23 protein-coding genes, 1 other RNA gene, 1 pseudogene and 1 riboswitch are annotated in these 22987 nt (G+C 41.4%); of the genes and pseudogenes, 12 read left to right on the forward strand and 13 right to left on the reverse strand.

Going from position 1 to position 22987, the window contains the following annotated elements:
• The 6 genes and pseudogenes from C8D76_RS02890 to moaA form a co-directional block, all read right to left on the reverse strand.
• Positions 1-101: pseudogene (locus C8D76_RS02890) on the reverse strand (IS1595 family transposase); the annotation flags it as partial.
• Between the two features lie 234 nt (positions 102-335).
• Positions 336-497 carry a hypothetical protein gene (locus C8D76_RS09965; RefSeq protein WP_207774991.1) on the reverse strand — a complete coding sequence of 54 codons (162 nt, stop codon included), beginning with the start codon at positions 495-497 and terminating at the stop codon, positions 336-338.
• A gap of 510 nt (positions 498-1007) precedes the next feature.
• Positions 1008-1463, reverse strand: a complete 456-nt coding sequence (moaE, locus tag C8D76_RS02900; protein WP_116631317.1) for a molybdopterin synthase catalytic subunit MoaE — start codon at positions 1461-1463, stop codon at positions 1008-1010.
• On the reverse strand, positions 1464-1709 hold the full coding sequence (gene moaD, locus C8D76_RS02905) for a molybdopterin synthase sulfur carrier subunit (RefSeq protein ID WP_116631318.1): 246 nt from the start codon (positions 1707-1709) through the stop codon (positions 1464-1466).
• The gene (gene moaC, locus C8D76_RS02910) at positions 1709-2191 is read right to left on the reverse strand and encodes a cyclic pyranopterin monophosphate synthase MoaC (RefSeq protein WP_116631319.1); all 483 of its coding nucleotides are present in this window, start codon (positions 2189-2191) and stop codon (positions 1709-1711) included. The genes moaD and moaC overlap by 1 nt, the downstream gene beginning before the upstream one ends.
• Before the next feature lie 14 nt (positions 2192-2205).
• The gene (moaA, locus tag C8D76_RS02915; RefSeq protein ID WP_116631320.1) at positions 2206-3216 is read right to left on the reverse strand and encodes a GTP 3',8-cyclase MoaA; all 1011 of its coding nucleotides are present in this window, start codon (positions 3214-3216) and stop codon (positions 2206-2208) included.
• Positions 3204-3349: riboswitch (molybdenum cofactor riboswitch) on the reverse strand. It overlaps the preceding gene by 13 nt.
• A gap of 287 nt (positions 3350-3636) precedes the next feature.
• Here moaA and C8D76_RS02920 point away from each other — a divergent pair.
• From C8D76_RS02920 to C8D76_RS02960, 9 genes are all read left to right on the forward strand, one after another.
• Complete coding sequence (locus C8D76_RS02920) at positions 3637-4560, forward strand: gluconeogenesis factor YvcK family protein (protein ID WP_116631321.1); 924 nt, start codon at positions 3637-3639, stop codon at positions 4558-4560.
• A 382-nt stretch (positions 4561-4942) separates the two neighbouring features.
• Complete coding sequence (locus C8D76_RS02925) at positions 4943-6802, forward strand: FTR1 family iron permease (RefSeq protein ID WP_423802744.1); 1860 nt, start codon at positions 4943-4945, stop codon at positions 6800-6802.
• A gap of 119 nt (positions 6803-6921) precedes the next feature.
• Positions 6922-7443 (forward strand): iron transporter, encoded by a 522-nt coding sequence (locus C8D76_RS02930; RefSeq protein ID WP_116631323.1) that lies wholly within the window; start codon positions 6922-6924, stop codon positions 7441-7443.
• A 69-nt stretch (positions 7444-7512) separates the two neighbouring features.
• Positions 7513-8910 carry a Fe-S-containing protein gene (locus tag C8D76_RS02935; RefSeq protein WP_116631324.1) on the forward strand — a complete coding sequence of 466 codons (1398 nt, stop codon included), beginning with the start codon at positions 7513-7515 and terminating at the stop codon, positions 8908-8910.
• Positions 8910-10211: an ABC transporter permease gene (locus C8D76_RS02940; protein ID WP_116631325.1), complete on the forward strand. Its 1302-nt coding sequence runs from the start codon at positions 8910-8912 to the stop codon at positions 10209-10211. Before C8D76_RS02935 ends, C8D76_RS02940 begins: the two co-directional genes overlap by 1 nt.
• Before the next feature lie 23 nt (positions 10212-10234).
• Complete coding sequence (locus C8D76_RS02945; protein WP_116631504.1) at positions 10235-11350, forward strand: ABC transporter permease; 1116 nt, start codon at positions 10235-10237, stop codon at positions 11348-11350.
• A 52-nt stretch (positions 11351-11402) separates the two neighbouring features.
• Complete coding sequence (locus C8D76_RS02950; RefSeq protein WP_116631326.1) at positions 11403-12074, forward strand: ABC transporter ATP-binding protein; 672 nt, start codon at positions 11403-11405, stop codon at positions 12072-12074.
• Positions 12064-12546 carry a TlpA family protein disulfide reductase gene (locus C8D76_RS02955; RefSeq protein ID WP_116631327.1) on the forward strand — a complete coding sequence of 161 codons (483 nt, stop codon included), beginning with the start codon at positions 12064-12066 and terminating at the stop codon, positions 12544-12546. The genes C8D76_RS02950 and C8D76_RS02955 overlap by 11 nt, the downstream gene beginning before the upstream one ends.
• Positions 12518-12844, forward strand: coding sequence for a c-type cytochrome (locus C8D76_RS02960; protein ID WP_116631328.1), 327 nt, complete (start codon positions 12518-12520; stop codon positions 12842-12844). The genes C8D76_RS02955 and C8D76_RS02960 overlap by 29 nt, the downstream gene beginning before the upstream one ends.
• A 56-nt stretch (positions 12845-12900) precedes the next feature.
• Here the strand turns inward: C8D76_RS02960 and rnpB are convergent.
• An RNA gene (gene rnpB, locus C8D76_RS02965) (RNase P RNA component class A) lies at positions 12901-13300 on the reverse strand.
• An 88-nt stretch (positions 13301-13388) separates the two neighbouring features.
• On the opposite strand from rnpB, the gene C8D76_RS02970 reads away from it, so the two are divergent.
• Entirely contained in the window at positions 13389-14324 is a 936-nt protein-coding gene (locus tag C8D76_RS02970; protein ID WP_116631329.1) for a KpsF/GutQ family sugar isomerase, read from the forward strand.
• A gap of 68 nt (positions 14325-14392) precedes the next feature.
• On the forward strand, positions 14393-14935 hold the full coding sequence (locus tag C8D76_RS02975; RefSeq protein ID WP_116631330.1) for a KdsC family phosphatase: 543 nt from the start codon (positions 14393-14395) through the stop codon (positions 14933-14935).
• Positions 14936-15211: 276 nt separating this feature from the next.
• Here C8D76_RS02975 and ftsH read toward each other — a convergent pair whose 3' ends face one another.
• The 5 genes from ftsH to C8D76_RS03000 all read right to left on the reverse strand — a co-directional run bounded on the left by ftsH (position 15212) and on the right by C8D76_RS03000 (position 20674).
• Positions 15212-17167 carry an ATP-dependent zinc metalloprotease FtsH gene (ftsH, locus tag C8D76_RS02980; protein ID WP_116631331.1) on the reverse strand — a complete coding sequence of 652 codons (1956 nt, stop codon included), beginning with the start codon at positions 17165-17167 and terminating at the stop codon, positions 15212-15214.
• 90 nt (positions 17168-17257) lie between these two features.
• Complete coding sequence (rlmE, locus tag C8D76_RS02985; RefSeq protein ID WP_116631332.1) at positions 17258-17884, reverse strand: 23S rRNA (uridine(2552)-2'-O)-methyltransferase RlmE; 627 nt, start codon at positions 17882-17884, stop codon at positions 17258-17260.
• A gap of 79 nt (positions 17885-17963) precedes the next feature.
• Complete coding sequence (locus C8D76_RS02990; RefSeq protein ID WP_116631333.1) at positions 17964-18548, reverse strand: D-sedoheptulose-7-phosphate isomerase; 585 nt, start codon at positions 18546-18548, stop codon at positions 17964-17966.
• A 15-nt stretch (positions 18549-18563) separates the two neighbouring features.
• Positions 18564-18950 (reverse strand): YraN family protein, encoded by a 387-nt coding sequence (locus tag C8D76_RS02995; protein WP_116631334.1) that lies wholly within the window; start codon positions 18948-18950, stop codon positions 18564-18566.
• A complete protein-coding gene (locus tag C8D76_RS03000) occupies positions 18950-20674 on the reverse strand; it encodes a penicillin-binding protein activator (protein WP_116631335.1) in 1725 nt (574 codons plus the stop codon). Before C8D76_RS03000 ends, C8D76_RS02995 begins: the two co-directional genes overlap by 1 nt.
• A gap of 81 nt (positions 20675-20755) precedes the next feature.
• On the opposite strand from C8D76_RS03000, the gene rsmI reads away from it, so the two are divergent.
• Complete coding sequence (gene rsmI, locus C8D76_RS03005) at positions 20756-21598, forward strand: 16S rRNA (cytidine(1402)-2'-O)-methyltransferase (protein ID WP_116631336.1); 843 nt, start codon at positions 20756-20758, stop codon at positions 21596-21598.
• Positions 21599-21856: 258 nt separating this feature from the next.
• Here the strand turns inward: rsmI and C8D76_RS03010 are convergent, their stop codons facing one another.
• The gene (locus C8D76_RS03010) at positions 21857-22954 is read right to left on the reverse strand and encodes a lytic murein transglycosylase (RefSeq protein WP_116631337.1); all 1098 of its coding nucleotides are present in this window, start codon (positions 22952-22954) and stop codon (positions 21857-21859) included.
• Positions 22955-22987: the final 33 nt, after the last annotated feature.

The raw sequence follows: 22987 nt of genomic DNA on the forward strand, positions 1-22987 counted from the left end.
CCAAGTAAATCTGCAGCTGAGCGAGCCGTGACTTCTAGCACAAAAAATTCAAGTAATTTTCTCTGTATAGATTTCTTTAGTTTACAATGAGTTATATTCATTTTTGTAGATTAGCATAGTACCTAATCTACGTCAGCCCCTAAATTTTAGAAAAGCAATTAGTATCGACAAGAGCAATATTATTGGAAATAAGATAATTTTCAATGCCCATCTCATAACATACCTCTCTATTCCTTTGACCTATTCTCTAAACTCTTAATACCTGTATCGTTCAACTTTTCAATTGATATCAGCTGAGTTCTGACGAGCTTTCTAAGTTCTATCATTCTTTCCTTTTATTCTATACCTTTACCAATAAGAACTGCATTATAGCTTTCCATATTTGCAAGCACCAGTAACTCATTCAAACTTGTATAATCTCTCATATTACCCTTTAAATCTGGATTTTCTTCACGCCACTGTTTTGCTCTTTTGTTAAATAAGGCAACATTTAGCATATCTGCTTCACTTGCATACTTGTAAGATAACTGTTCACTGATAAGATCTTTTAAGAGATACTCTTTGATTGCATCTGTATAATTTTATAGTTAATCTTTGAAATTTCTCGATTAAGATTCCATCCTAGCGATAGCTTAGAGTTTTCATCTGACTTAAGTCTTTTGTAAGACTGAATTACATACATCTTAAATTCAGCATAAATCCACGAAGCAACTCAAAAGCAATATCTGTATGTGCAAATGCACCAGCATATCTTCCGCCTTTTGAGATAATTCCGATTGCGTCTATTTTTTCTACCCATTTCTTCGGGGACAGTGTAAAGGAATTATATCCAGCTTCCGATTTAATTCGGTCGGATTCGACCGAATTGAAATTCATGTTGTTTAAGCTTTCAAAAATGAGCGATAAAGATTAGTATGAATGGGAAAATTTTTATGAATAGTAAAATAGGAAACGATCGCACTCTTTATTATTCTATTACAAAAAGTGCGGTCAAAATTGACAATATTTTAAGACCATTTCTGTGCAGCGTGATGATCGCTGTCACGACTTTCGATCCAGCGTTCGCCTTGCTGCGTTTGTTCTTTTTTCCAAAATGGCGCACGGGTTTTGAGATAATCCATAATAAATTCATTCGCCGCATAGGCATCGCCACGATGCGCTGAACTCACGCCGACCAACACAATTTCATCGCCTGTCTGCAGCAACCCGACACGATGAATCACAGAAACGCGTTGAATATCCCAACGTTGTTTTGCTTCATCCACAATTTCGCGCAATGCTTTTTCTGTCATTGCGGGATAATGCTCTAAATAAAGGCTAGAAACTTCATCGCCCAAATTCATTTCGCGCACCTTGCCCACGAAAATCGTGGTGGCGCCGACAGAATGTTTTGCTGATAGCCAACGATATTCCGCATTTTGATCGAATTCATTTTCTTGCACGGCAATTCGGATCTCTGTCATTTAGCCCCCTGTCACTGGTGGGAAAAAGGCAATTTCATCGCCAGATTTGACCGCACTTTCAAGCGGGCATAAAGTTTGGTTGATTGCCACCAGCAATTTGCCCTTCGCCAATGCCAATGCCCACTTGCCACCTTGCATGGCTAAATGTTCACGCACCGATTCTGCTGTCGAAAAATCGCCTTCTAGTTCTAGCTGCTCAACACCCACTAATTCTCGAGTTTGAGCAAAAAATAAAATCTTTAACATCATTTATAATCAACTTTAAAATGTCCTGATTTTCCACCGCACTTTTCAAGCAAGCGCACAGCGGAAATCACCATATCTTTTTGCACCGCTTTGCACATATCATAAATGGTCAATGCGGCAACGCTGGCTGCCGTCAAGGCTTCCATTTCAACCCCAGTTTTCCCCGTGAGTTTGCATAAACTTTCAATGCGCACTTGGTTGCGTTCTGGAAGTGCGGTCAAATTTACTTCAACTTTGGAAAGCAATAAAGGATGGCACAATGGGATCAATTCCCACGTGCGTTTTGCTGCTTGAATGCCGGCAATGCGCGCGGTAGCAAATACATCCCCTTTGTGATGATTGCCCGACATAATCATCTGCAAGGTTTGTGCATTCATCGTCACAAAAGCCTCAGCGCGCGCTTCTCGAACCGTTTCTTGCTTGGCAGAAACGTCCACCATATTGGCTTCGCCATTTTGATTAATATGTGTGAAATTTGTCATAAAATTAAAATAAATTAACCACCAATTGTCGCTAAGTTTGCACGAATGCCACTGTCGCCTTGGTGTAAATAATGATGTTCTCGCTTACCCTGTAACGCAGAATATAAACGAGATTGTAAAAGCATTTGGCTGTCATCGGATTGTAACAAATCGCGCAATTCGATACCTTCTTCACCAAACAAACATAGATGCAATTTCCCTTTCGCAGAAACACGAAGGCGATTACAACTTGCGCAGAAATTCTTTTCGTAAGGCATAATTAAACCAATTTCCCCGAGATAATCAGGATGTTTAAACACTTTTGCGGGGCCATCGGTTAAGGATTTTTGCTGTAATTGCCAGCCTTCACGCACAAGCTGTTCTGCTAAACGCTGTCCAGAAAGATGATGCTGTTGGAAAAAACTGTCCATTTCGCCCGTTTGCATTAGCTCAATAAAGCGCATTTGAATTGGGCGATTTTTCACCCAAGCTAAGAATTGATGAAATTCCGTTGCATTCAGATCTTTCATTAAGACCGCATTGACTTTGACCTTGCGATACCCCACTTCAAACGCACGTTCAATACCTTGCATCACATCGGCGAACTTGTTTTCGCCAGTAATTTGCTGAAACATGCGCGGATCTAGGCTATCAACGCTGACATTAATAGACGTGATCCCCGCCTGTTTCCAGCGTTCCACATCTTTTGCCATACGATAACCATTGGTTGTCAAGGCAAGCTGTTCAATCCCCTCAAGTGCGGTGAGATTTTCAACAATTTCAACGAAATCTTTGCGTAAGGTAGGCTCGCCGCCAGTTAAGCGAATTTTGCGTGTTCCCATTGCCGCAAAGGCTTGACCCACACGGCGGATCTCATCAACAGTGAGAAAAGATTGGCGTTCTGGCTGCGCTTGATAGCCATTGGGTAAACAATAGTTGCAACGAAAATTGCATACATCTGTAATAGACAAACGCAGATAATAATATTCGCGCAGGAAAGCGTCCACTAGGCGCTGACCAACCTGTTTAATTGGAATTGATTGCATAGATACCTTTTCAAATAAGGAAGGACCAGCCGTTTCCAACGGATCCCTGAGCAATGAAAATACATTGCTGGCATTGCTACCCTATTATTTCGCAAAATAACGTAGGCACACAAGCTCGGTAATCAGATAAAAATTTTCCTGTATTGTAAAAGCCTAAACAAGAAAGAACAAGGAAAAATGACAATTTACGACATTTTAGGTAGAAGAAATATTCTTTTATAATCAATTATATAAATAATTTTATAACGAAAATTTTTCTGATTTTGACCGCACTTTTGAAGCGTGGCTAAAATGCATTTTATTTATCCATTACCAATGCGTTCAATAAGTAAATAATGGCTTTCGGTCGCATTTTTTTCTTTTTACTGTATGATAAAGAAAGATTGCAAAATTTAACCGTATTTTAATGATAGTTTCACAATGGCATACGCGAAGAAAAAAAATTTAGAACAACTGAACCAAATCGTTGCGATAGGTGGCGGCCACGGCTTAGGGCGTGTGATGTCATCGTTAAGTTTTATGAAAGAACGCCTAACAGGCATTGTTACCACGACGGACAACGGTGGCTCAACGGGGCGCATTCGTGATCATCACGGTGGCATTGCTTGGGGAGATTTGCGCAACTGCCTCAATCAGATCATTGCCAAACCCACAACTGCTTCTGCAGTATTCGAATATCGTTTTGGTGGCAATGGCGAATTAGCTGGGCATAACCTTGGCAACTTAATTTTGAAAGCCTTAGAAGATATGCACATTCGTCCCACCGAAGCCATTAATTTGATTCGTAACTTTTTGAAAGTGAAATCCTTTCTGATTCCAATGTCAGAACAGCCCGTGGATTTAGGGGCGGTTCTTCATGGTGATGAGCGTATTTTAGGCGAAGTGGCAATAGATAATCTCAATGAAGTGCCTACGGATTTATTTTTAGATCCAATAGTGAAAGCCACGCCCGAAGCGGTGGAAGCGATTCAAAATGCCGATGTTATTTTATTGGGACCAGGAAGCTTTTTAACCAGCATTATGCCTACCTTATTACTGCCTGAAATGATCAAAGCAGTAAAACGCAGCCGTGCCAAAATCATTTTCATTGATAATTTAGGTATCGAACACAGCCCCGCGGCGAGTTTGTCTTTGGCCGACCGCATACATTGGATTCATCGCGTTATCGGCAAAAAATGCGTTGATGGGATTATTACTCCGCCAGAATTTGCCGAGCAAGTGAAAGATTTAGAGTTGCAAGTGCTAGGGCGCAAGCTCAATGCTGATGATGTGATCTATCGCCATGACCGTGATTTGCTTTGCACGGCGATTAATGAAATGGTGGGAATTTTGACCGCACTTTAACGCCACAAGAATTTGAGTATTCCCAATTTCCAATCACTAGCTACTCTCCCCAAATATTTTCCATAAAAAAAAGCGCCTTGGACTAAGGCGCTACTCGGAAAGCAAATTTAAGATGACTTGTTTTTATAGTTCTCATATTTCACGGGCTGGAGAATATAAAATTATTTTTCCCTTGGCAAACGGCAATATTCATTTTTGTGACGTAACGCACAAAATTTTCAATAAATTGCTAATTTTTTGCGCTATATCATACTTTCATTATTTACCGCTTGATTTCCGATTTTGACAGTCGCATAATTTTCGCCAATTGATAATTAGTTTTATTCAGGTTGGCATTTCCCTTATGCGTTATTTTAAATTTCTGTTTATTCTTTTCTGCTCAATGTTTTCCGTCTTGGCACATTCCGCCGATTACCAATCTTGGGCTGACGACATTAAATCTCGGTTAGATAAGACCGCACTTCTCTATCAACAAAACCAAATTGATGATGCCAAAACCGAAGTACAAATGGCTTATTTTGAAATTTTTGAGAATTTGGAAGGCCCGATCCGTATCAATTTCTCTGCGCAAAAAAGTTATCAAATGGAAGCGGCTTTTGGCGAAATTCGTAAAATGATTGGTGATGGGAAATCGCTTAGCGAAGTGCAAGAGCGGATTAATTGGCTAAAAAGCGAATTAGATAACGTGATCCCGTCTTTAGTTGACGGTCATCAGCTCAATGCTGAAACCCAGCACAATGCCTACGAAAATCAAGATATTCTTCCTTATTGGCAACAAAGTTTCAAAACCATTGATGACCTGCTTGCAGCCGCCATTGAAACCTATCAAACAGGCGATCTTGCGAAAGCGAAACAGCTTGTACAGCAAGCGCAATTTGACGGCTTCAAAAATTCTGAAATGGAAATGTCCATTCGCAACAATCGTTCCGCTGCTATTTCAGCTGACATCAATCAACAATTTTACAATTTAATTAAAATCAGCGATCAGCCTGACCAACTCAACGCATTGGGTTATCAAATCACTCAATTATTGCAAACCATTGAAGAACAATTGCTCAACTTACCAGCGACTCGTGAAGATCAAAAAGTAACGGATAATGCGCAAAGTGCGGTCGAAAATGCGCAAAATTCACAAAATTGGGCAAAAATCAGCCAAGATATAAACACGCGTATTCAACAAGCGATGCAAAATTATCAAAATGGCGAGGGTAAAAAAGCAATCCTTGCGGTGCAAGACACCTATTTTGATGTGTTTGAAGCCACAGGAATGGAAAATAAAATTGGCTCGCGCGATGCCAATTTCAAAACCCAAATCGAAGGTTATTTCACCCGTATCGTGAGTTTAATGAAAGCCAACGAAAGCGCGGACAAATTACAAGCCCAAGCGCAAGGCTTAAGCCAAGCGCTCGCCCAAGGGGTAACAATGTTACAAGGCGAAAGCCAAAGCGATTGGTCGATGTTCCTTTACAGCTTGCTGATTATCGTGCGCGAGGGCTTAGAAGCCTTGTTAATCGTTGCCGCTATCGTGGCATATATGGTGAAAAATAATCATCAAGACAAATTGCCAACCATTCGTAATTCCGTGTATGTCGCCTTAGGTGCGAGCGTGGTGACCGCTTTCCTATTCCAGCTCATTTTTGAAAATTCGGGGCAAAGCCGTGAATTGCTCGAAGGTTTCACGATGATTATCGCCGTGGTAATGCTGTTTATGATGAGTTATTGGCTATTGTCGAAAGTCGAAGCACAAAACTGGAAACGCTATCTTGAGGGCAAACTGAGCACCGCGCTCACCGCAGGTTCATTGGCAGGTTTATGGTTTACCAGTTTCTTAGCCGTCTATCGTGAAGGGGCTGAAACCGTACTCTTCTATTATGCGCTCATTGGTGATGCACAAAATGCCAGCAGTTATTTCTATCTTTTAGCGGGCTTTGTGGTCGGCGTCATCATTCTTGCCATCTGTTATCTCGTGATGCGTTATACTGTAGTGAAATTGCCACTTAAACCATTCTTTATGTTCACCGGTAGCTTTATGTATTTAATGGCGTTGGTATTCGCAGGTAAAAGTGTGCTTGAATTGATTGAAGGCAAATTATTTGAGCCAACATTGCTCCACGGCGTGCCAGAAATTAGCTGGCTGGGCATTTATCCTTATGTGGAAACCTTAGTTCCACAAATTATATTAGTGATCGCTGCGATTTTTGCTTGGGTATATATGAAAATCCAAGCTCGCAAAAATGCCTAAATAGCGTCTAAATAACGTGAAAGTGCGGTCAAATTTTCATAAATTTCTTTAATTTTGACCGCACTTTAAAGCCCATAAATTAAAATGATTTTATCAACACCCTAGTAAGGAAATAACAAATGAAAAAAGCACTCATTGCAACAGCTCTAGCAGGTTTACTCGCTGCAGGTTCAGCGAATGCCTTTAAAGAGTATCCAATTGGCGAAGCACAAACGATGAATGAAATGGAAATCGCGGCAGTTTATTTGCAACCCATTGATATGGAACCTCGTGGAATGGGTTTGCCAGCGGCAAAATCTGACATTCACTTAGAAGCAGATATCCACGCCACCAAAGGCAATAAAAATGGTTTTGGCGAAGGCGAATGGATGCCATTTTTAACGATTAGTTATACCCTTGTGAACACTGATACTAATGAAAAACAAGAAGGTTCATTTATGCCAATGGTTGCCAGCGATGGTCCACACTACGGCGCAAATGTAAAAATGATGGGCGTGGGTAACTATAAATTAACTTACCACATTGAACCGCCATCAAAAGCAGGCATGCATCGCCACACAGACGGAGAAACTGGCGTGGGCCGCTGGTGGAAACCATTTGATGTGTCTTATGAATTCAAATACGCTGGTATTGAAAAATAATCAACCACTAACGATAGCGCGCGTCATTTCGGCGCGTGCTTATGAATCATTTTTTCTACGGAATGTGTCATGACGTATTTTTTTATTTCCGTACTCCAAACCTTACTGCCAACAGCGCTGTTACTGGGTTGTATTTGGTCGGCATTCTCTCAAATTAATTTCAAAAAATTAATTTGGCTCGCACTTTTGTCCATTGCCCTTGGTATGGGGATTTCAGCCTTTTTGCCAAACAATCAAGTGGCGAATTTAAGCCTTAATATTCTTGTTCTTGCCGTTGTCTTATTTTGCTATTTTAGTCAGTTCTTGCGAAAAGAAATACTCAACCAATTGTGGCACATTCTACTGCTTATTTTTGCGACAATTTTTTGGTTAAAAGATCCAAACGTTACCGCCATTACCAACACCGATGTCGTCAATACAGATTTTATCTTACATCTAAGTGCGGTCATTTTTGGCGTAATTTTCTGTCTTTTTATTGCCGCTTGGCTTTACATTCTTCTGCAACAATATAAAACTGCGTCAAAATCGACCGCACTTTACTGGTGTTTATTAACCGTTTTTAGCTTGTTAATTATCACGCCACTGATTGGTCAAATTCTATTAAGTTTGATGAAATTACAAGTGCTCGAGTTAACGAAAAATAAACTCAGTTTTGTGGCTAAATCAAGCAATATTATCACCTTATTTAACTATATCAGCGCCGCAATTTTAGTGCTTCTCTGCGCGCGATTTGCCGCCAAAGTACATTTATCACGCAAAGCCGCTATGCAGGCGGAACAACACCCTATCGAAAAACGAAAAAAAATTGCCTTATGGCAAGGTTCTCGGCGCACGTTATTATGGGGTGCAATCTGTATTCTATTTATCGCAGGCTCCCAACTTTATTGGGATAAAGTGGCATCGCGCCCTCCGCAATTATCAGAAGCATTGCCCGTTAAATTAGATCAAAATAATCAAGTCCGTATTCCAATCGAACAAGTGAAAGACGGGCAATTACACCGTTTCGTTTGGGTTGCCGATGACGGTAAAGCAGTGCGTTTTTTCATCATCAATCGTAGCCAAACAAAAGTTAATCTCGGCGTGGTTTTTGATGCTTGCTTACTCTGCGGCGACCAAGGCTATATTATGCAAGATGGGCAAGTCACTTGCATTGGTTGTGGCGTGCGTATGTTTATTCCGTCGATTGGCAAAGCGGGTGGCTGTAACCCCGTGCCGATTGAAGATTGGAAACAAGATCAAAATGATGTCATTATTGACCGCACTTCCCTTGAAATGGGGCTAAATTTATTCTCTACGGTATTAGAAATTGATGTGGTTGATCCTGTGGATGGCAGCAAACTCAAAAATACCAAAACAGAGTTTAAATATGTGCTAGATAACAAAACCTATTTCTTTGCATCAGAAAAAAATCTGAATTTATTCCGCGATCATCCTGAAAATTATATTCATATGAAAGGGGAAGAATAATGTTAGCGCGTATGCTTTTCCAATCGTGGAAACATGGAATTAAACGTAAATTACTGGCTGTCATTACCATTTTTCTTGCCTCAGGCTTGGTTTCTGCTCTGCTTGCTGTGTCCATTGATATTGGCGATAAAATGTCGAAAGAATTGAAATCTTATGGCGCCAATATTCTCATTGAGCCTGCCAGTTCGGCAATTTTGCCCGAAGTGTCGTCTATCAATAGTTCGCTTGCAACGCAAGATTTTATTGATGAAAAAGAATTGCCTAATATCAAAGATATTTTCTGGCGCAATAATATCGTAGGTTTTGCGCCACAACTCAGCGCCAATGTGCAAGTCAATGGCGAAAATATTTCGATTCTCGGCACTTTTTTTGATCACCCCATTGCTGTGCCAGATGAAGATGATTACCACACAGGACAAAAAATTATCAGTCCCTATTGGAAAGTAACAGGCGAATGGGTGGACGATAGCCAAGAACAATACGCTGTTCCCGTGCCTGCACTATTGGGCGAACAGCTGGCTAAATCCATGAAATGGAAAATTGGTGATCGGGTCACCATTCACTACCAAACGCAAGATATTCAAAATCAGCTTGAAGTTGAAATTAAAGGCACCGTTTCCACAGGCGGAAACGAAGAAAATCAACTGATTTTGCCATTAAGTGCGGTGCAAAATTTGCTCAATTTAGAAGGCAAGGTGCAATCTATTAAAGTCTCTGCGCTCACCGTGCCTGAAAACGAACTTTCACGCAAAGCGCGCGCCAATGTGGATCAATTAGATGCCGAAGAATATGACCGTTGGTATTGTACCGCTTATGTCTCTTCTATCTCGCACCAATTAGAAGAAGCGATTTCTGGCGTTGTTGTGCGCCCAATTTGGCAGGTCGCCGCCTCTGAAGGCGTGGTAATCGAAAAAATTCAACTCTTACTTGCCGTGGTTACCGTTGCCGCGCTCATTGCTGCCGCAATGGGGATTGCCTCTTTAATGACCACAAATATCATTGAGCGCAGTAAAGAAATTGGTTTAATGAAAGCACTCGGCGCTTATCAATGGCAAATCACCCTGCTCTTTTATTGTGAAGCGATCATCAGCGGCATTTTCGGGGGAATCTTAGGTTGCTTAGCGGGCTGGGGCTTAGCCAAATTTATTGGCGCAACATTATTTGGCGTTCCCCTTGATTTCGCTTGGATCGTTGTGCCTTGCGTATTGGTTCTTGCCATCATTATTGCGCTGGTTGGCACTTGGTTCCCTGCCCATCGCATTGCCAAGCTCTATCCTGTAGAAATGTTGTATGGGAGATAATAATGGTGAATAAACAAAAATCCATGTTTTGGCGTTTAGTTCTGCAAGCATTGCGATTGCGTTTAAACCGCGTGATGATTATCTTCGCCGCGCTCACTGTCGGGGCAAGTATTGTGACGGCAATGTCAGCGGTTTATTTCGATATTAATACCAAAATGTCGCAAGAGTTACGCACCTTTGGCGCAAACTTTTATATCGGCGCCAATAATTCTGGATTAATCGAAGAAAGCCAAGTCCAACGCATTTTACAGCAAGCGCCTAAAAATCTAGTCCAAGCGGCAAGCCCTTATTTATATGGCATCGCGCGCAGTGAATTAGAAAAAATTGTGATTATGGGCGTATGGTTTGAAGATCTGCAAAAACTCGCGCCCTATTGGCAAATCACGGGGGCTAGTATTGGTGTTAATTTTGACGATCGCAATGCGATGATTGGCAAAACGTTGGCTGAACGCTTACATTTAAAAGTCGGAGATAACATTACACTCAGCAAAAATGCCGTGGAAAAACATAGCTTTAAAATCAAAGGCATTGTGGAGAGCGGTGATGTCACAGACAATATGCTGATCGTCAATTTGGAATTTGCTCAAAATTGGCTAGAAAAAGACGGCTTAGCTAGCAATGCCCTATTCGTGGTGAAAAATGATCAAGGACAAGTAGAACAATTTGCCCATCAGCTACAAAGGGATTTTCCAGATTTAGATATTCGTCCGATCCGCAAAGTTTCTGCGTCTGAAGGGCAGATCTTGGATAAAATCAAGGGATTAATGGGGTTAATTTCTGTCGTTATTTTAGTGTTGGCAACGCTTTGCGTTAATACAACGCTCATTGCGATTGTCGGCGAGCGCGCCAAAGAATTTGCCTTACAAAAAGCACTGGGCGCTAAACGCCGAGATATTATTCTGCAAATTGGCACCGAAACCTTAATTATCGCCTGTATGGCTATTATTATGGGATTATTGATCGGCTATGTTCTCGCTCAAATCTTGGGCTTAACAGTGTTTAAAGCCAGTATTGATATGCGTTTGCCTGTTATCCCAATCACGGTGATTTTATCTTTAATTGTGGCATTTATTGCGGTCATTATTCCAACCAAACACGCATTAAACGTTGAAATGGCAAAAGTTTTAAAAGGAGAATAATTTAGCGAACGGTGAACATTCCGCCCTATCGCTAAATTCAATAGGAAAAGAGATTATGAAATATGTAATTGAAACCCAACATCTTTATAAAAAATTCGGCAATGTGACCGCACTTGATGATATCAATATCCGCATTCAAGAACAGGAATTTGTCGCCATTATGGGGGCGTCAGGTTCTGGGAAAACCACTTTAATGAATATTCTCACGGGGTTAGACACCGCCACTGAAGGAAAAGTTATATTAGATGGCGTAGATGCGGCACAGCTAGATGAAGTGGGGCGTCAGCGTTTTCGTGCAGAAAAAATTGGGCTAGTTTTCCAACAATTCCATTTAATCCCTTATTTGACCGCACTTGAAAACGTGATGCTTGCGCAACATTATCACAGTGTGATTGATGAAAAAGCTGCAAAAGCCGTATTAGAACAAGTCGGATTGGCGCATCGTATTCATCATCGTCCAAACCAACTTTCTGGGGGGGAGCAGCAACGAGTGTGTATTGCGCGCGCGTTAGTCAATCAACCGCCAGTTATTTTCGCTGATGAACCCACTGGTAATTTGGATGAACAAAATGAACATCTCGTGCTTGAGTTGCTGAAAAATCTCAATGCGCAAGGCAGAACCATTGTAATGGTAACGCACAATCCCGAACTCGGCGCGTTAACGGATCGCACGATTTATCTACATCACGGCAAATTTTTGAAGGAAGAATGCAATGCAAAATAAACTAAAACGCGCAATAAGTGCGGTCATTTTTTCGCTTATTTTAGTGGCTTGTAAGGAACAAACCGCAGAAATTGGCAAGCCTGCGCCCGATTTTGCTACCTTTGATCTACAAGGTAACAAAGTTGAGCTTAACCAATGGCAAGGCAAAAAATTATTGGTTTCATTCTGGTCGGAAACCTGCGGTGTTTGCGTGGCAGAATTAAATGAATTAGATAAAATGGCGCAGGCACACCCTGATCAGGTACAAGTCATCGCCATTAATATTGATGGAGAAAATGCCAATACCCAAGCCATTGTAGAAAAACGCAAAATTCGCTTGCCAGTATTGAAAGATCAGCTCAAAATGACAGGCGAACGCTATGGCGTGGTTGGCACACCAACGAGCTTTGTTATCGACGATAACGGCAACATTCAAGCAAAATTTGAAGGACTGATTCCAAAAGATGAATTACAAAAAATATTTAACGGTTAGCAAAACTTTTCTCATTTTGACCGCACTTTGCTCATTTTCCGCACAAGCGGATAATCTCCCTGATATAAAACAGGGCGAACGTATGTTTAAACTTAACTGCGCGACATGCCACGGAAAAGCAGGGGAGAAACAAGCGTTAGGGCAATCAGCGGTTATTAGAAATCTAAAAAAAGATGAAATTTTGACCGCACTTGAAAAGCGGAAATCAGGCGAAATCGTCGGCGCGGGGAATATGGCAAAAGAACGCTTGAACGAACAAGATATGAAAAACATTGCCGAATTTATCGGTGCAAAATAAACAATAAAAAATGGCGAACTTGATGATCGCCATTTTTTCTCTCTTTATTTTAGAATTTGATGAGTTGATCGATAAGCCGGGTTCTGTCGTTGGACAATCATTCCTCTAGGCGCAATATTGCTACTACGCTCAAGCAACCTACCCGAACTCTGAGCGGGCACACCCATTGAGTTCCTATTTGGTCTTGCTACGAGTGGAGTTTACCCTGCCGTGAACTGTTACCAGACACGCGGTGCGCTCTTACCGCACCCTTTCACCCTTACCTGCGCTTACACACATCGGCGGTTTGCTCTCTGCTGCACTTGTCGTCGGCTCACGCCGCCCAGCCGTTAGCTGGCACTCTGCCCTATGTAGCCCGGACTTTCCTCTCGTTTACTTGTCCCACTTATCACCTATTTCAGGCTCGCCTTACGGCACTAAGGGCTTCAATAAACCAGCGATTGTCTGACCAACTCAGGCGGCTAGTATAACGGAATTTGTGCTAGAGCGAAACTAAAACATACGTTAAAATAACCGCACTTTGATTTCATAAGGAACAATGCTCATGGATTATTTACAAAATGCCCGTGAAACCCTTGCAACGGAACAACAAGCGCTGACTAAATTAAGCCAAAATTTAGACCGCACATTTGACACCGTGATAGATCTCATTCTAAATTGCCAAGGGCGCGTTGCCATAAGCGGCGTAGGCAAATCAGGCTTAATTGGTAAAAAAATCGTGGCAAGCCTTGCATCTACGGGAACACCTAGTTTCTTTCTGCACCCAACGGAAGCCTTTCACGGTGATCTTGGTATGCTCAAGCCTTGTGATATTGTGATTTTGATTTCTTATAGTGGCGAAAGTGATGAAGTCAATAAGCTCATTCCTAGCTTAAAAAATTTTGGCAATAAAATTATCGCATTAACGAGCAATCCACATTCTACGCTTGGCAAACATGCTGATTTTATTTTAGACATCACCGTAGAACGTGAAGCCTGTCCAAACAATTTAGCGCCAACAACTTCTGCACTGGTTACACTTGCTTTAGGCGATGCACTTACCGTTGCCCTTATCCATGCGCGAGATTTCAAACCTATTGATTTCGCTAAATTCCATCCGGGCGGTTCTCTTGGTCGCCGTTTACTTTGCCGTGTGAAAGATCAAATGCAAACCCGTTTGCCTGTGGTCGCACCTAATTTAAGCTTTACGGATTGTTTAACGGTGATGAACGAAGGCAGAATGGGCGTTGCCTTGGTGATGGAAAATGGTTCATTAAAAGGCATTATCACCGATGGCGATATTCGCCGTGCATTAACTCAAAATGGCGCCAATACATTGAGCAAAACCGCCCAAGAGCTGATGACACATCATCCTAAAACCATTAATCAAAATGAATTTATCTCCGCCGCTGAAGCCTTTATGAAAGAACACAAAATTCATTCATTGGTTGTGGTTAATGATGAACAACAAGTTGTGGGATTGGTGGAATTCTCGTCATAAGTCAGATTTATCATCGCGATTTCCCCAACAAAAATTCCCAAACGCTATACAGAATATGGAAAATAAAAATGCAAGATAGATTACAAAAAATTAAATTCGTCATCACCGATGTTGATGGCGTACTCACTGATGGCAAACTCTATTATGACGCTCACGGTGAAGCGCTTAAAACCTTTCATGTTCGTGATGGTTTAGGCATTCGTATGCTAATAGAAAATGGCATTCAAGTGGCAGTTTTATCAGGACGCAGCTCGCCGATTTTACAAAAACGCATTGATGATCTGGGGATTAAAATGGCATATCTCGGCAAATTAGAAAAAGAAAGTGCTTGTTTAGATCTCATCGCGCAAGCAGGCGTTAGCCCAGAAGAAACCGCTTATATTGGTGATGACAGTGTGGATCTCCCCGCTTTTGCTATCTGCGGGCTAGCTTTTGCGGTCAACGATGCGCCAAGCTATGTGCAAGACAATGCGGATTATGTTCTTGAACAGAAAGGCGGCAATGGTGCCTTTCGTGAAATGTCGGATATGATTTTACAAGCGCAAGGCAAAATGGATACATTTGCCACTGCTCAAGGCTTTCTCAAATCAGTTGCCAGTATGGCACAGTAATTTCTAGCGGTCAGATCAAAACTTTTAAGATTTTGACCGCACTTTTCTTGCAAACTTTAATCAAATAATCTAAAGCGCCTCATTCCTTACCTTCCTTATTACTGTTTTTATTATTAGCTTGCAAGAGAATAAAAATCTAGCATAACAAATTTAGTGATTTTCTGATTATTACGATTAAACAGGCATAAAAAAGGCGACATTTCTGCCGCCTTATTTTTATTATACCGTTTATAAATCTTCCGATTTTTTTACCGCACTTTTATCTGCGTTATCACTTTAATCTGCATTATCACTTTGATCTGTGTTATCACTTTTATCTTGGTTAACACTTTCCTCTTGATTGTCAGATTTCGCACTCTCGTGTTCAGATCTATCTGATTTTGGTTCATCAGATTTACCACGTTTTGCGCTATTATCTTCCCAACCCGGTGGTGGCGTTACAGGCTCGCGGTTCATCAATTGTTTGATTTGTTCTTCTTCAATGGTTTCATATTTCACTAATGCGTCTTTCATCGCATGCAAAATATCTATATTGTCCGTTAACAATTGACGGGCTCGAGCATAATTACGGTCAACAATCGCACGCACTTCTTCATCAATTAAATGCGCAGTTTCATCAGACATATGTTTTGCTTTCGCCATTGAGCGTCCTAAGAACACTTCGCCCTCATCTTCTGAATATAGAATCGGACCAAGTTTGTCAGAGAAGCCCCATTGCGTCACCATATTACGCGCAATATTGGTTGCGACTTTAATATCATTTGACGCACCTGTGGAAATATTCTCTTCGCCATAAATAAGATCTTCCGCTAAACGCCCTGCGTACAATGTAGAAAGTTTACTTTCCAATTGTTTTTGGCTAATGCTCACTTGATCGCCTTCTGGTAAGAAGAATGTCACACCAAGCGCGCGACCACGCGGAATGATCGTTACTTTATGCACAGGATCATGTTCTGGCACTAAATAGCCGACAATGGCGTGGCCTGCTTCGTGATAAGCGGTACTCTCTTTTTGTTTGTCCGTCATCATCATTGTGCGACGTTCTGGTCCCATGTTGATTTTATCTTTCGCTTTTTCAAACTCAAGCATAGTCACAACACGTTTATTGTTACGAGCTGCAAATAAAGCCGCTTCATTCACAAGGTTAGCCAAATCTGCACCTGAGTAACCCGGTGTACCACGCGCCAATGTCATTGCATCAACATCATCGCCAATAGGCACTTTACGCATATGCACTTTTAAGATCTGCTCACGTCCACGCACATCTGGCAATCCAACGGTGACTTGACGGTCAAAACGACCTGGGCGAACTAACGCTGGATCCAATACGTCTGGGCGGTTTGTTGCGGCAATGACAATAATGCCTTCTTTACCTTCAAAACCATCCATTTCAACCAACATTTGGTTTAAGGTTTGTTCACGTTCATCGTGACCACCACCAAGACCTGCGCCACGTTGACGGCCTACCGCATCAATCTCATCAATAAAGATTAAGCAAGGTGCATTTTTCTTCGCCTGTTCGAACATATCACGGACACGAGATGCCCCAACACCCACGAACATTTCTACGAAATCAGAACCCGAAATCGTGAAAAATGGCACTTTGGCTTCCCCAGCAATAGCTTTAGCAATTAAGGTTTTACCTGTACCTGGAGGCCCAACCATTAAAATACCTTTTGGAATTTTACCGCCTAATTTTTGGAATTTAGAAGGATCACGCAAGAAATCGACAATTTCGCCCACTTCTTCTTTCGCTTCATCACAACCTGCAACATCGGCAAAGGTGGTTTTGATCTGTTCCTTCGTCAGCATTTTGGCTCGGCTTTTACCAAAGCTCATAGCTTTGCCGCCACCGCCTTGCATTTGACGCATAAAGAAGAACCAAACGCCCACCAAAAACAGCATTGGGAACCAAGAAATAAATAATTGCGCTAAGAAACTGCGTTGCTCAGGCAATGCACCATCAATTTTCACTTTTTGTTTTAATAGATCGTTTAAGATTTGACGATCTTCAAGTGGTGATGGCAATACAGAGGTATATTTGCTACCGTCTTTTTTGGTAACAAAAATTTCACCTAATTCATTAAATTTTGTTTGTGAAATCTGCTGATTTTCCACATCTGTTATAAAGGTTGTGTAGTCAACACGATTGCTGTCTGTTGAGCTGAAACCTTGGTATGCAGCCATCATAACAACTGCCACAACAATCCAAAGTACCAGATTTTTTACCATATCGTTCAAGATTTGACCTCATATAGTGAGTTAAAAATTTGTTATAGCTTACACGAATTTAAGCTGGGAATAAAATTATCAATACGATAATTAATTCTTATAACCTGTTGCAACAATATACACTTCACGGGAACGCCCACGAGAAGCCTCGGGTTTCCGCACTTTCACCACGCTAAATAGTGAGCGAATTTCCCGTAAATATTCATCAAAGCCTTCGCCTTGGAAGACTTTCACCACAAAGCTACCTTTAGGCGCTAACACTTTTTTGCACATATCCAGTGCTAATTCCACTAAATACATCGCTCGGGGAATATCCACTGATGGCATTCCACTGAAATTGGGCGCCATATCAGACATCACCACATGAACCTTTTCATCGCCGACACGTTCTAATAATGTGGCTAGCACATCATCATCCCGAAAGTCGCCCTGTAAGAAATCAACCCCCACAATGGGGTCCATTTCCAAAATATCACAAGCGATGATACGGCCTTTGCCGCCAATTTGAGTAACAGCATATTGCGACCATCCACCTGGGGCCGCACCTAAATCAACCACGGTCATTCCAGGTTTAAAAAGTTTATCTGATTGTTGAATTTCGTCTAATTTGAAATAGGCGCGTGAACGCAATTTCTGTTTATGTGCCTTTTGCACAAATGGATCTTTAAAATGCTCGTTTAACCAACGGCTCGAACTTGCTGAACGTTTTCTTCCCATAAAAATAATTCCGTTAAATGTTTCCTTTAGATTGGGACAGTCCACCCACTTTTCAACTCAAAGTGCGGTCAATTTTGCGTTATTTTTGTCCAAACAAACTATGATCTATCAATTCACACAAAGCATTAATAATGAATAAATGATTTTCTAAAATGCGGCTTTCTTTTTGACTCGGTGCTTGAATTTCTAAATCATTTTCCGTCAACACGCCTTGATAATAATCATTGCTCGCCCCTGTCAGCGCAATAATCGACACGTCTTTCGCTGCCGCACAATTTACCACATCTAAAATAGGCTCTTCATTCGCAAATGGAGACAGCACAACCAATACATCCCCTTGCACGGCAATGGCGTTAAACTGGCGTTGATATAAATCGGATAAATGATTATCCAAAACTATCGCCGAACCGACCGCACTATCAAGGCTCAAGAGCACCGATGGAAAACTAGGGCGTTCTAATTCATAGCGATTTAATAAATTCGCCACTAAAAATTGGGCATTGGCATAGGATCGCCCGTGTCCACACACGATAATTTTATTGCCGCGTAACAATGTGCCCACCAATAAACTCACTGCTTTCTGCAATTGTTCAGGCAAGCTATGTGAGGCGGCAATTTGCGTTTGAATGGCTTCGTTATAAAGATCTTTTATTTTTTCTAGCATAAATACAAAAAGAGATTAATCATCAAGAAAATTAGGTAACCATTGAATATCATTTGCAGTGCGCCCAAAGGCGATGAGATCAAAACGACAATCGGTATCTTCTAAGCTACAATCACGTTTTGCCAACCACATATTTGCTGCATCGAGCCATTTCTGCTGCTTTCGCCAATCCACACTTTCCACCGCAGAGCCGTAATGATCATTTTTTCGTTGGCGAACTTCTACAAATACGATAGTTTCGCCGTCTTGCATAATCAAATCCAGCTCGCCACATTTGAAATGTTGATTCGCGGCGAGAAAAGTTAACCCTTGGCGTTCCAAAAAAAGGCGAGCTTGATGCTCAAAGCTCGCCCCTTTTTCGCGCGTTGTCAACGTTCGGATTGTTGAAAATGGCTTTAGCATTAATTCAATGGCACCACATTACCGTCTTGATATTCAAACCAGCTCATGCTGCGTTCAATGTTACAGTTCGGACCAGCGCTTAAATGCCCTGTTAAACCACTGACTGAGAAGCCCGGCACTTGACGCAATTCATTAAATTTATTGATCAATAACCAAGCATCGGCGCCCATTGCGTATAAACGAATTAAGCTGTAATCGCCACCCGTGGCTTGGTTAATTTTTTGATATTGACCAGAGTCTGCTTCTTTGAAGAATGGAATATCGCTAAATCTCACCCCATTCATTTGTAAACGGTATTCTGGCGTGCTATTTGAGCTATTGCTACGAGAACTTGCATACACACGAGCATTAGAGCTTGCGTTAGTTAATGCCGATTTGATGTCTGTTAATTCTTCTGCTGTCGCTACCACATAAACACCATCTGCCGATTGGCTTGAACCGTCTTGAATTAACACTGCGGCATCATCCGTGCTATTGAAGAATTTAATATTCGCATCCACGCCTGAAAGTTGTTGCCAGCGCACATTAAATGCTGACCCAGTGCGTTGGCCAAGATCAGATTGCGGCACAAGCACAAGTGGTGTGCGTATATTATCATTCCACATTCTATCTGCAGCAGATTCTGATTCATCTTCTGGCGATAAACCAAAATAGCAAAGTTTATTGACGGTATGTGAGTTATGGGTTGAATTTAATGCCAAAACATCAATACCTTGAATGGCGCTTGGATTATTGATCACCGTATCAACATTAGGTTTTAACAATGGGCCAACAATCGCAGAAGAACCACCTTGTTTAGCTTGAGCTACAGCATCTTGCGTTGGCGTGGTGATCGTGTCTATAAACTCCACTTGTGTCGTGGTGTCTTCGCCACGCGCATCATTAAAGCCTGAACGCACAGTAGAACCGATCACGCTCGCATCACCACTCAATGGCAACAATACCGTGATTTTATTTAATTGTGTTTGTTGGAAATTATTGACACTTTTTAATTCTGTTGGGAACAAATAAGCAGCACTATGATTTGAGTAAGCCGCTTTCCACGCATCTAATGCACGAGATAATTGTGCAGGTTGGCTCACATTATCATTATACGCTTTTGCCAAAGCCAACCAGCCGCCTAGCGCAGCATTGCCATCTGCGGAAGCACCATTGATAACGCCGCGATTTGCTGAACGCAATAATGCCCAAGTGCGGTCAATATTTTCTTGTTTTCGTTGCACATCGGTTAAATTTGCGTCCATTTGGATACGCGCTTTCACCGCATCAATAATATCGTTTTTATTTTCAGCCACACGCGCAACGACATCATAATAACGCGCTTTTTGCGATGGGCTGAGTTTGTTTAAATCAATAAGGCGTAATTGGCTAGTTGCCTGTCCATTTTTATGTTTTGCGGCTGAAATATGCGCATCAATAATTGATTTATCTAATAGCTGCTCTGGGGTTAAATCTTTTAATTCCCCTAATAACGCTTCAGCCTGTGGAATTTTGTTTTCAGTGATCATGACACGCGCGGCAAGCAATTTGTAAGTTTGTTGATCTTCTTGATCTTTTGTTTGCTCAATTTTGTTCATATAAAAATCAGAACTGGCATTGGCATCATTTTTTAAAGTGCTTGCTAAGTTATCACCAAACAAGTTAGTACAGCCTGCCAACAAGACAGGAAATAAAAGTGGCATTAAACGTTTCTTAAATTTAGTGCCTTGTAATAAAATAGTCATAAATTACTCCGTTGAAATAATCCAAAATTATGTGGATCTTACTTCGCCCATCAATTAAAAGCAATTAAAAGAAGAGACAAAATGCACCAAACAGGTATTTTATATATTGTTGCAACGCCAATTGGCAATTTACAAGATATTACACAACGCGCCTTAGAAACATTCGCCCAAGTGGATTTAATCGCCGCCGAAGATACTCGTCATAGCGGGTTATTGCTCAGCCATTATGGTATCAAAAAGCCATTTTTCGCCTTGCATGACCACAACGAACAGCAAAAAGCGGATCTGTTAGTTGAAAAATTACAACAAGGCACAAACATTGCGCTCATTTCCGATGCGGGAACGCCATTAATTAGCGATCCCGGCTTTCACCTAGTGCGAAAATGCCGTCAAGCAGGTATAAAAGTGGTTCCATTGCCTGGTGCTTGTGCGGCAATCACCGCATTATGCGCCTCTGGCATTGCCTCTGATCGTTTCTGTTTTGAAGGCTTTCTACCTGCTAAAAGCAAAGCTCGCAAAGATAAATTACAAAACTTGGCTGAAGAAGACCGCACTTTGATCTTCTATGAAAGCACTCACCGCATTTTAGACACATTGCAAGATATCGAAGATGTCTTAGGTGCGGAGCGTTATATTGTATTGGCGCGTGAAATCACTAAAACGTGGGAAACGATTATAGGCGACAGCGTTGCCGCCTTGCGACAATGGCTATCCGAAGATCCAAATCGAACAAAGGGCGAAATGGTGCTAATTATTGAAGGAAAACCTAAAGCAGAAAATGAAGAATTCAGCCCTCAAGCTGTTCAAGCCTTAACACTGATCGCCAAAGAATTGCCACTGAAAAAAGCCGCCGCCATTGTGGCTGAACTATATGGTTATAAGAAAAACGCCTTATACCAATTTGGTTTAGAAAATTTAGGCTAGAAAATACTTTATCAGATAAAGTGCGGTCAAAATGGCGCAAGTTTTGCGCCATAAACTTGTTGTGGAATAATCATTAACTGGCATTATTTTCTGAAATATCAGTCAGTTATGAATTAATTCTACCCAATTCATTTAATCCAATCAAAGAAAGTTAAGACCACATCTTCATTATATTTTCATTGGGGCAAATTTACCTTTTTCCCATAAAAAAGAGTTTAAGCATCATACCTAAACTCTTTATTTATTGACAAGTTAATTTTACATGCCTGTTACGCTTTTAATACGGTCGGCAAACATTCCTACACTCAAAGCATAATAATTTGAACGGTTCCAATCTAAAATTGTACGGAAATTATTGGTGACCAAAAATGCGCGCCCAACTTCTTTGTCTGGGCGTATCAGCCATAAATCCGCAGACGACATTTGATCCAACTTACTTTGTTCAAAGGCATTTTTTAGGGTAACGCCCTGCCCTTGCCAATAACTTAATGAACGGGCTTTATTTTTCTCAGTGCCAGATTGGCTTAAATCCATCGCCTGAGTTAATTCCACTTCCACTCCCCAAGGCAAATTCGGATTCCAGCCCACAGTGTGCAGATAATTTGCAATAGAGGCAAAAACATCATATTCATTTGTCCAAATATCTTTACGACCGTCACCATCGCCGTCGGCGGCATAATTCAAATAAGAAGTTGGCATAAATTGTGTTTGCCCCATTGCGCCCGCCCATGAACCAAGCAATCTTGCCCGCTGAATATCATTGCGATCCAACATTTTCATTGCATTAATAAATTCTTTGCTGAACAAGCCTTCACGGCGTCCATCAAAAGCTAATGTAGCCAATACAGAAAGCACATCAAAACTGCCTTGATAATAGCCAAAACTGCTTTCCATACCCCATAAAGCTAAGATAAACTCTTGCTGAACGCCATAACGGCTACTCGCCTTTTGTAATTGATCTCGAATGTCCCAATAATTTTCTTCCGCTTTGTCCACCTTCGCTTGGGTTAAATGCTTCGTAATGTAATTAGTCGCGCCATTCGGATTAGGTGGCAACGGTGGCAAGTTTTTACGGCGGGCAAGATTTCCAGCCTGCTTTTGATCTAATTCCACCGCTTTCGTGATGTAACGAATATTTTGCTGTGCATTCAATGTGTTAGCCGATACCCCTTGCCCCGCCGCTTTGCGTTTTAAGAACTGGACGTAATCATTAAAATTTACTGGTGTGCGTGCTTTGTTATAAACGGCATTGCTATCCAAAGGTGCAAGTGTCGAAGTATTGTTTGCGCTATTCGATGAACAGCCAGCGAGTACAACACAGGCAGCAAGTGCGGTCAATTTTAAAAAGTTTTTCATATTTTCCCCTTGAGGTTAAATCTGTTTGCAGGA

Source organism: Alitibacter langaaensis DSM 22999 (assembly GCF_003096995.1).
Classification (GTDB): Bacteria; Pseudomonadota; Gammaproteobacteria; order Enterobacterales; family Pasteurellaceae; genus Exercitatus; species Exercitatus langaaensis.